The following is an 8,694-nucleotide window of genomic DNA, read 5'->3' as shown; positions in this document are numbered from 1 at the left end:
TGATAACATCGCATATTTCGGCTGCTTGGTTCTCTAGGGCGTTTATCAAGACCTCTTGGATAAGAACGGCGGTGAAGTTATTAGCTATGCATCGTTTTCTAAGAAACTTACTGAGTAACTGTGCTTCGATCTTTATCTGTGAAAATGATAATAGGCAGTTAATCATTGCAAGGTTTAACCATGGGGTTGGTGAATGTCACTGAATTGAAGAAAATTATCAGCGATATGTTATAATCCTGCTCCGTTGTGACGAAAACGTTTGTTGCAGCCTGAGAGTTTCCTTGGATTCGGCTCGTTTATACACCATGAGCCAGAGTTGAAAAGCTACGACAGGAACAGGCAAACCCAATTGTTTTGAACGCGCTCTCGGCGTTTAGCGGTTACAACGGGAAGGAACTTTGTTTGATAGTAATTGACACATTCTGTTTAAGTAAGGGAGCCCGAAGTGGTTCAGAAAGTGTCACCCAGAATTTACTCACAACACAACACCCCAAGCGATAACGCACAGGTATTGCGAGGGGCCATTTGAAGGAGCTGTATCAGCTCCTTTCACATTTAAGGGCTTGCTAACAGCGTAAAAACTGACACATCGCTTAAGGAGCGCCCCTTAAACTAGCCTAAGGCGCATCTACACCAACTTTTTGAGTATTTTCGAAACAATAAAGCGAGAAAATTTGCTATTGAACGAAGGTTAAACTAACACTCATTCATTACGGAGAATGAAGAGAACAATAATAAGAGGCGATATGAATCATTTAATATCTGTAGGTGCACTGGAGTCCTTCTTGGTCGCAATCAGTGTGCTTTTCCTGGGGCATTTTATTAATGCTAAGCTACCGATTTTAAAGAAATTCAACATACCTGAGCCGATTGTAGGTGGTCTTATTGTGGCCTGCATGATTACTGCTCTTCATTTCAACGGCATCGACTTAGAGTTCGACTTGCCATTACAAAATACGTTTATGTTAATGTTTTTTGCGACAGTTGGTTTGGCCGCAAATTACACTCAGTTGATGAAAGGAGGTGCGAAGGTTTTTATCTTCTTAGCTGTCGCATCGTTTTACATCATCATACAAAACGGCGTTGGCGTTTCACTTGCGGCGGCGCTCGGTTTAGATCCTTTGATGGGGTTAATTGCTGGCTCGATTACTCTGTCAGGTGGTCATGGTACAGGTGCTGCGTGGTCACAAACCTTTCAAGACGTGTATGGATTGGATAACGTCTTAGAAATTGCAATGGCATCAGCGACTTTTGGTTTGATCATCGGCGGTATCATTGGTAGCCCTGTAGCGCAGCGTCTGGTGGAAAAGAACAGCATAGAGTCTGAGTATGGTCGTGGTGGTCGAGATGCCAAAACTCACGAGAAATTCCCGGAGTTGGTGACTTACAATGAATACGAAGAAGATAAAGTAACGGCGAAAAAAGTGGTGGAGAAACTCTTCTTCCTACTGATCTGTGTTACTGGGGCCAAGTATGTCGAGCAATGGGTAAGCACGTATGAAATCTCATGGCTGATGATTCCAGACTTCGTATATGCGCTATTCATTGGTGTGATCATTACGAATTTCTTGGAAGTGACCAAGATTCGTAAGTTAGATGCCGAAACGGTCGATATGTTAGGTACGGTATCGCTATCTCTGTTCTTAGCGATGGCTCTGATGAGCTTGAAGTTATGGAATATCTTCGATCTAGCGATTCCATTCTTGGTTATTTTAGCTGTGCAGTCTGTCGTCTTAGCAATCTTTACGTACTATGTTACGTTCAAAGTGATGGGAAGCAACTACGATGCTGCTGTTATTGCAGGGGGGCACTGCGGTTTTGGCTTGGGTGCAACCCCAACAGCCGTAATGAACATGGGTTCGATCGTTAACCGATTTGGCCCGTCGCCGCAGGCATTTATGGTGGTGCCAATTGTGGGGGCTTTCTTTATCGACATCGTTAACTTAATCATTTTACAAGGTTACATTTCATTCCTTGGTTAAATTTAAGTTCATGATCTCCTAAGGTCGAAATAAAAACGGTCACAACACAGGTTGTGACCGTTTTTTTATGGCTCGATTTTGGCCGTTTATCGGACGACGGATTATTGAATGGTTCGGCTGAACTTGAGGCTAGCTGTCCAACCAAGAACGCCGATGAAAGCGTAAATGCCAACGTTTAACCAGCCCGCCTGAGGAATGGCATTAAATGGGCTTGGTGCAGCAATGGCGTGCAGTGGAAGGTAAAGCACTTCGGAGAAGAACTGATCTAGGCCGTAATAGCCAAATAGGGCGATTGGCATCCAACGCAGCGCATAAATGGCGATAAACAAAATGACCAGTGGTGAGTTCACTTTTTGTGAAATAGCCATCGCAGTTAATGCCAGCGGTAACAGCAGAATACCGGCGAAAAACATTCTGATTAAAAACTCTCCCCAATGCAGCAGCACGTAACCTAACGAGGCTTGGCGGTACAATAAAGCCAATTGGTGATCAGTAGAGATGTTCAGCAACCACAACATTAAATTTGCAGCGAGTACGAGCACCGAGCAGACGAGCGGAATCACCAATAAGCCAAATCCTAGCTTCACTAAATGGGTTTTTATGTCACTGACAGGCATACTGCGCCAAAACATAATGCTGCCTTCCGCCCGTTCTTTGCGTAGCGTTCTTGGGAAGTACTGAACGGCTAACAAGATAGACAGCAGCCCTGCTCCTCCGGTAATCAACGTATTGACATCATCACCAAGCTCTTTGTGAATGTCACTGACATCGCCACCAAAGCTCATTTGGAAAAACATATTGTGTTGTAGAGTGTCGTTACTCATTAAACTCACAAAGAGAATAACTCCACACGCCAACACAAACAGTGGAATACGTAAAACAAGAGGGTTTTCTAACCACTCTTTTTGCAACATCGCGACAACTGAACGCATTACGCTGCCTCCTTCTGCAATGCTAAAAATAAATCCGCTAACTTCACCCCATGGATGGAGCCCATTGTTTCTGCTTGTTGGGCATACTGGGCTTTGAGTAACCATTTCGTTGAACCGAGGCCTTTTTGTGACGAGAGTGGGTTCATCGCTTCAATTTGTGTGCGGTGCTCGTCGTTGGCTTCAAGAATGAAATAGTCTTCACTGATACTGTCCATCGAGGTTTGCAGAACGGGGCGACCATGCTTAAGAATCAGAACATCTGTCAGCAAGTGCTCAATCTCTGATACTTCATGACTGGCGATGATCAACACGCGCTCGCCGTCGTGAAACCATTCCAATAAGTGACGATAAAACGTCTCGCGATACACGAGATCTAACCCGAGTGTCGGTTCATCCAATATGAGGATTTGGGTGTTGGTCGCGATCACAATCGCGAGGTGTAATTGCACCTTCATCCCTTTGGATAAAGATTTGATACGCGCACGAGGTTTGATGTCCGTTTGACGAAGTAGCGTATCTGCTTGGGCGCGATTGAACCCTGGGTGCACGCCCTCGGTATAGTTAAGCAGTTGAGCAACGGTCATCCAATCTGGCAGAACGTTGACATCCGAGATGTAGGATAAGCTCTGCATTATCTTGTCGCGTTGCATAATGGGTTCAAATCCGTTGATACGAATAGTGCCCTGATATTCATGTGCACCGAGTAGGGCATTAATAAGCGTTGATTTACCTGCGCCATTATGGCCGAGTAAGCCAAGTACTTGTCCTGCATGTAGGTCGAAACTCACTTCATGCAGTGCTTCTCCTTGTTGCTGATATTGCTTGGAGACGTTGTTTACACTGACTAATGCGCTCATTGGTCACCTTTCAAGTGTGGTTTTAGTTGTTGAATGAATTCGTCGAGTGACATATCCAGACGCTGTATTGTGTCGGCTATCTGCGGAATTTGTTGCTGAAGAAAACGTGCCTTCTCGTCTGCGAGTAATTTGAGCTTTGCTCCTGAAGCGACAAACATACCTTGACCGCGTTTTTTCTCCACTAGCCCGTCATCAACAAGCAATTGATAGCCTTTCATAACGGTGAGGTGGTTAATTTTCATATCTGCAGAGATGCTACGGACGGAGGGCAGAGCATCGCCTTCTTGCCAGACACCTTGCAGTATTTGCTGCGTGATCTGGTCTGCCAACTGTCGAAATATCGGTTGGCGATCATGCCAATTAGTCATGAGTGAATCTCTTGGTTGAGATGGTGTTATATATATGTATAACACCTAGTGCATTAGAGAGAAAGTAATAATTTAAAACCTAGTGTATCCGCCTGTCTCATTCGCTCTAAATATCCACCTATGTGGTCGTTGTTTTGAGGTTTTGTTTTATATGGAAATTAATTGCTTCTCATAAGTTGAGAAGTGTTGTTTTTCTCTTCCCATCAATACACTTATCGCCTGTTCTAAATGAATATTCTCACCGAATGATAATTAGCATAATTTTAGGTCTGCCTATTTCTTACTTGATGAGAATTGATGGTCAAGGAGGCCTAGAAAACAAAAGTTTCGAGAGGCAATCTGACTGGCTTAGGCACCTATCTCACGTTGAGCGCGTGCTCAATGAATGAGAAAGAGTAGAGTAAAGAGGTCTCATGAATCAGGTAATATCTATCGGCCCACAGGAGTCGTTCCTCGTCGCAATTTGCGTGTTGTTTTTAGGGCAGTTCATCAATACCAAGTTACCAACCTTAAAAAAATTTAATATTCCAGAGCCAATTGTTGGTGGTCTAGTGGTCGCTTGCGTAATCACGACGATGCACTTAAATGGTGTGGATGTCTCCTTTGATTTACCACTGCAAAACGTCTTTATGCTGATGTTTTTTGCAACCGTTGGCTTAGCGGCAAATTACACCCAACTGGTTAAAGGCGGTGCGAAGGTTTTCATCTTCCTAGTTGTGGCATCGGTCTACATTCTTATCCAAAACGCGGTCGGCGTGTCCTTAGCAACAGCGTTGGGGTTAGATCCACTCATGGGGTTGATCGCCGGATCCATTACGCTTTCTGGCGGACATGGAACTGGAGCTGCGTGGTCGCAAACTTTTCAAGAAATGTATGGTTTGCATAATGTTCTAGAGGTGGCAATGGCTTCTGCTACATTTGGCTTGGTGATGGGCGGGATTATTGGCAGCCCTGTTGCACAAAAGCTACTAAACAAACACAACTTGGAATCGGAATACGGACGCACCAATCAAAGTCATCAGAGTTTCCCTGAACTGGTGACGTACAACGAACATGAGGAAGATCGTGTCACAGCGAAAAGAGTCGTTGAAAGCTTGTCCATCATTCTACTTTGCGTGACAGGCGCGAAGTATCTGGAGAGTTGGGTAAGCAGTTTTGACATCAAGTGGTTAATGATTCCCGATTTTGTTTATGCGCTGTTTATTGGTGTTGTTATCACTAACATCATGGAAGTGACGAAGGCGCGCAAGGTTGATTTAGAAACCGTTGATATTCTTGGCACGGTTGCACTATCTCTATTTCTTGCCATGGCCTTGATGAGTTTGAAATTGTGGAATATTTTCGATCTTGCGATCCCATTCCTTATTATTCTTGCTATTCAGTCGGCAGTGTTGGCGATGTTCACTTACTACGTAACATTCCGCATGATGGGAGGCAACTACGATGCGGCGGTGATCGCTAGCGGACACTGCGGTTTTGGGTTAGGTGCTACACCGACTGCGGTCATGAATATGGGCTCCATCGTGAGTCGATATGGTCCATCACCACAAGCATTTATGGTGGTTCCAATTGTCGGTGCATTCTTCATCGACATTGTGAATTTAGTGATTTTGCAAGGATGCATCGCTTTTATTAAATAACATTCGCTTTTTTACCGAAATAACAAAGCCAGCACCTATACGCTGGCTTTGCTATTTGTAACACGAAATCTTGTTTGCCTGACTTCAAGCCGTGAAATCAATGCGTTACTATGACGACATAGTGTTCAATTTTGCAGCAGCATGAGGTACCCACATGTCTGAAAAAATATCGACGTCGGCATTAGCGAAAATGCGCAAGGTAGAAGCTAAGCTGCTGTTTGCCGATCTCAAACGTGCAGGCTACATCGTTCGCCAAGATGAAAAGTGGATTTTGACCGAAGAAGGGGCAAAGTTTGGCGGTGAGTATGTGGATCACCCTAAATTTGGCCAGTTCATCGTCTGGCCGACCAACTTACATATTGAGCTGACTCCCAGCTCAGGGAAAACATTGAGCGCGACACAACTGGGTGAAAAGCTGAAATTGAATGCGAAGCGCATGAACCAGCTTTTGAGTGAACTGGGTTGGTTGACCAAATCCGAAGAGGGATGGAGTGTCACTGAAGCTGGTGTGCGCGCTGGTGGGCAGCAAAGAACCGATAAAGAAACACAAAATACCTTTGTCGTATGGCACGATGTGGTGCTGCGTAACAAGCGTCTTAAGCAGTCTGTCATTGAGTTTTTAGGGCAAGACGCGGAGTCACATTCTACGGATAAATCGTACTCAAGCTTTCGCCAAAAATTTGAAGCCAAGCACCGAACATTAGATGGGCATTACGTGCGCTCTAAGGGGGAGTTGCTCATCGACAACTGGCTGTACTTGGCTGGTGTTGTGCACGCTTATGAGCGTCAGTTGCCGATTGACCAAGATGTCACTAGCGATTTTTACTTGCCAGGTGGCAAAGTCTATTTGCAATTTTGGGGAAGTGACGATGGGGAGATGGCTCAGGCCGACCGTGAGACCATTCGTACTGTTTATAAGCAGCATCATTTCAACCTTATCGAAGTCGAACCGAGTGAACTAGACAAGTTGGATGAAGTGCTTCCTAAGCGTCTTCGTCAGTTTGGTATTAAAGCTTATTAACGACTTAAGCCCCGCTGTTCAGATAAGAAAAAACCCGTGTTCAACACGGGTTTTGTATTTTTAGTGTGTTTCTAGGCTGCCATCCTATGGGTTAAAAGCCTTTGATGTTTTCTGCTTCTAGCTCAGAGAAGTACTTCACTGTCTTCACTTTCAGTTCTTGTTGAGCTGGTTCGTCGCATACGATCACCGCTTTAGGGTGAAGCTGAAGTGCAGAAACTGTCCATAGATGGTTTACACAACCTTCCACGGCTGCTTCAAGTGCCTGAGCTTTGTTATGACCAGTGACCAAGATCATCACTTCTTCTGAGTCTAGAAGCGTACCAACACCGATAGTCAGCGCGTATTTAGGCACTTGGTTGATATCGCCGTCAAAGAAGCGAGAGTTCGCAATGCGAGTGTCTTCAGTGAGGGTCTTGATGCGAGTACGAGAAGAAAGAGATGACGCTGGCTCGTTGAACGCGATGTGACCGTCGTTACCCACGCCGCCCATGAACAGGTTGATCTTGCCGTAAGACTTAATTTTGTCTTCGTAACGCTTACATTCTGCGTCGTGATCGTCTGTGTTACCGTTCAGTAGGTTGATGTTTTCTTCTTGAATATCAATGTGATTAAAGAAGTTGTTGTACATGAACGAGCGGTAAGATTCTGGGTGATCCGCAGGGATGCCAATGTACTCATCCATGTTAAAAGTCACGACGTTTTTGAAGCTGACTTCGCCGGCTTGGTAAAGCTCGATTAGGGCTTTGTAGGTTGCTAGAGGAGTGCCACCAGTTGGTAGACCCAGAACGAATGGACGCTCAGCAGTAGGTTTAAAGTCGTTGATACGCTTAGCGATATGCGCAGCTGCCCACTTACCTACTTGTGCTGCTCGAGTTAACGGGATAAGTCTCATTTTGTGCCCCTAGTTATTGGAATTGACGATGTACTGAAACATTAATTCGCATTATAAAATAAGTAGTGGCGTACTGCTATTGTTTTAGGTCAAAATTTTGCTTTTTCTTTAACCAATGTTGGTTTTGTCGACGATTTTTATATCTAAATGCTTTTATAAGGCGATTTTTTACAAAGAAATTGCATTATGAAACTGACGAATCAATAGATAAAATTTATGATCTAAATTAAGTTCTGCCTTCGCACTTAACCTTGTTTTTTAACAACCTACAGAGTGCGAAATCGCACACGAACTTCAAATATTATGGGTTAGATATGGCATGGCGCTCATTCTTTAACCATAATTGAAATGTGTAAACCAGTGAGGAATTCGGTATGAAAAATGAGTTAGATCCGAGCAAAGTACTACAGGCTTACGAATGTGTGATGAACAACGGTACGCCAACCGAATTTGGTAAAATGTATGAAGGTGTAGAAGCGTTTTCTGACTACGATGGGTACAACGTTTTCTTGAGAGGGAATGGTGTTGAGCTAAAAATTGGCTTCCACAACACCTATCACTTGGAATATGACCAAGAGCATTTGAAAGAGAGCTTTCTGAAAAAGATTGCGACGCTCGCCAAGTAAACGGTCATCACCCAAATATTAAAAAAGCCCTTGGGAGAATGCCCCTTGGGCTTTAGGAGAAGAAATGAGCTTGTCTTGCTCGCTCAGTAAAGTCAAACGAGCTTTCGCCTACTGCTAGAAAAAGGCGAGAACTAGGTTATTGGTTATTAATCGTCTTCAACCAAACTCTCTTCAATGTATTCTTCTGTGGCGTCAGGCTTGTTACGACCATTTAGCGTATGGAAGCGCTTGCGACCACGAGCAAGTTGGGTGTACTTTAGCCACGTACGCTCAAGTTTTGTTTTTGCTTTGCCAGGGTTTTCTAACACCTTGATGAAGTGTTTCTCTTCGCTGTTTTCAGGTGTTAATTCGCCTGACTCTAAGCCAAGCATTGTAT

At 44.3% G+C, this 8,694-nt stretch carries 9 protein-coding genes; 4 read left to right on the top strand and 5 right to left on the bottom strand.

What is annotated here, in order from left to right; translation table 11 throughout:
- Positions 1 to 746: 746 nt before the first annotated feature.
- Positions 747 to 1,982, top strand: a complete 1,236-nt coding sequence (gene gltS, locus CAG68_RS00220) for a sodium/glutamate symporter (protein ID WP_005374448.1) — start codon at positions 747 to 749, stop codon at positions 1,980 to 1,982.
- 101 nt (positions 1,983 to 2,083) lie between these two features.
- On the opposite strand, the gene CAG68_RS00215 is transcribed toward gltS (CAG68_RS00220), so the two are convergent.
- From CAG68_RS00215 to CAG68_RS00205, 3 genes are read right to left on the bottom strand one after another with little or no spacing between them, the layout of a single operon-like run.
- Entirely contained in the window at positions 2,084 to 2,914 is an 831-nt protein-coding gene (locus CAG68_RS00215; protein WP_005383219.1) for a hypothetical protein, read from the bottom strand.
- On the bottom strand, positions 2,914 to 3,771 hold the full coding sequence (locus CAG68_RS00210; protein ID WP_005383221.1) for an ABC transporter ATP-binding protein: 858 nt from the start codon (positions 3,769 to 3,771) through the stop codon (positions 2,914 to 2,916). Before CAG68_RS00210 ends, CAG68_RS00215 begins: the two co-directional genes overlap by 1 nt.
- Positions 3,768 to 4,139, bottom strand: a complete 372-nt coding sequence (locus tag CAG68_RS00205) for a GntR family transcriptional regulator (RefSeq protein WP_005374444.1) — start codon at positions 4,137 to 4,139, stop codon at positions 3,768 to 3,770. The genes CAG68_RS00210 and CAG68_RS00205 overlap by 4 nt, the downstream gene beginning before the upstream one ends.
- A gap of 413 nt (positions 4,140 to 4,552) precedes the next feature.
- On the opposite strand from CAG68_RS00205, the gene gltS (CAG68_RS00200) reads away from it, so the two are divergent.
- On the top strand, positions 4,553 to 5,779 hold the full coding sequence (gene gltS / locus CAG68_RS00200; protein ID WP_054729154.1) for a sodium/glutamate symporter: 1,227 nt from the start codon (positions 4,553 to 4,555) through the stop codon (positions 5,777 to 5,779).
- A gap of 154 nt (positions 5,780 to 5,933) precedes the next feature.
- A complete protein-coding gene (locus CAG68_RS00195; protein WP_025768733.1) occupies positions 5,934 to 6,800 on the top strand; it encodes a hypothetical protein in 867 nt (288 codons plus the stop codon).
- 91 nt (positions 6,801 to 6,891) lie between these two features.
- On the opposite strand, the gene nagB is transcribed toward CAG68_RS00195, so the two are convergent.
- Positions 6,892 to 7,692, bottom strand: a complete 801-nt coding sequence (nagB, locus tag CAG68_RS00190; protein WP_005374441.1) for a glucosamine-6-phosphate deaminase — start codon at positions 7,690 to 7,692, stop codon at positions 6,892 to 6,894.
- Positions 7,693 to 8,066: 374 nt separating this feature from the next.
- Between nagB and CAG68_RS00185 the strand changes: the two genes are divergently transcribed.
- Positions 8,067 to 8,318: a DUF3081 domain-containing protein gene (locus tag CAG68_RS00185; protein WP_005374440.1), complete on the top strand. Its 252-nt coding sequence runs from the start codon at positions 8,067 to 8,069 to the stop codon at positions 8,316 to 8,318.
- 146 nt (positions 8,319 to 8,464) lie between these two features.
- Here the strand turns inward: CAG68_RS00185 and maoP are convergent.
- Positions 8,465 to 8,694: DUF413 domain-containing protein (maoP, locus tag CAG68_RS00180; RefSeq protein WP_202599809.1), on the bottom strand; the 230-nt coding region annotated here is incomplete at its 5' end.

The organism is Vibrio sp. V42_P2S4T144 (genome assembly GCF_009904715.1).
Taxonomy (GTDB): Bacteria; Pseudomonadota; Gammaproteobacteria; order Enterobacterales; family Vibrionaceae; genus Vibrio; species Vibrio alginolyticus.
The sequence above is the reverse complement of the archived record's forward strand: the minus strand, read 5'-3'. Positions and strand labels throughout refer to the sequence as shown.

Excerpts from the sequence above, each read along its gene's own strand:
- gltS (WP_005374448.1), top strand. The coding sequence starts at position 747 with ATGAATCATTTAATATCTGTAGGTGCACTGGAGTCCTTCTTGGTCGCA.
- CAG68_RS00215 (WP_005383219.1), bottom strand. The coding sequence starts at position 2,914 with ATGCGTTCAGTTGTCGCGATGTTGCAAAAAGAGTGGTTAGAAAACCCT.
- CAG68_RS00210 (WP_005383221.1), bottom strand. The coding sequence starts at position 3,771 with ATGAGCGCATTAGTCAGTGTAAACAACGTCTCCAAGCAATATCAGCAA.
- CAG68_RS00205 (WP_005374444.1), bottom strand. The coding sequence starts at position 4,139 with ATGACTAATTGGCATGATCGCCAACCGATATTTCGACAGTTGGCAGAC.
- gltS (WP_054729154.1), top strand. The coding sequence starts at position 4,553 with ATGAATCAGGTAATATCTATCGGCCCACAGGAGTCGTTCCTCGTCGCA.
- CAG68_RS00195 (WP_025768733.1), top strand. The coding sequence starts at position 5,934 with ATGTCTGAAAAAATATCGACGTCGGCATTAGCGAAAATGCGCAAGGTA.
- nagB (WP_005374441.1), bottom strand. The coding sequence starts at position 7,692 with ATGAGACTTATCCCGTTAACTCGAGCAGCACAAGTAGGTAAGTGGGCA.
- CAG68_RS00185 (WP_005374440.1), top strand. The coding sequence starts at position 8,067 with ATGAAAAATGAGTTAGATCCGAGCAAAGTACTACAGGCTTACGAATGT.